Origin of the sequence: Pseudomonas sp. YuFO20, assembly GCF_035064975.1 — a bacterium.
GTDB classification, from domain to species: Bacteria; Pseudomonadota; Gammaproteobacteria; order Pseudomonadales; family Pseudomonadaceae; genus Aquipseudomonas; species Aquipseudomonas putida_AE.
The window spans coordinates 1-396 of the sequence record NZ_JAXDEO010000204.1 but is presented as its reverse complement, the minus strand read 5'-3'; the positions used below and the strand labels follow the sequence as shown (position 1 = coordinate 396).

Here is a 396-nt window from a genome sequence, read left to right as displayed (position 1 = left end):
AGTCACAACGTCAGCTATGTCGTCACCGAGCTGGATGACATCTGGGTGCGCGATTTCGGCGCCAATTTCGTCGTCAACGGCGCCGGCGAACTCGGAGCGGTGGATTTCAACTTCAACGGCTGGGGCAATAAACAGCGGCATGCCAGGGATGCGCGCCTGGCGGCGTTTGCCGCCAACCGCTACGGCGCTGTTCAACTGCGCCGCAGCGCATTGGTGGGTGAAGGCGGCGGTATCGAAGTGGACGGGCACGGCACCGGCATCATGACCGAGAGCAGCTGGGTGAATGCGAACCGCAATCCGGGCTGGAGCCGGGAACGGGTGGAGCAGGAGCTGAAAGCGATGCTCGGCCTGCGCACAATAATCTGGCTGCCGGGCATTAAAGGCCGGGACATCACC

At 62.9% G+C, this 396-nt stretch carries 1 protein-coding gene; it reads left to right on the top strand.

Going from position 1 to position 396, the window contains the following annotated elements:
• Positions 1–396, top strand: a 396-nt coding sequence (locus SOP85_RS31270; protein ID WP_323629444.1) for an agmatine deiminase family protein, incomplete at both ends; no start/stop codon positions are given.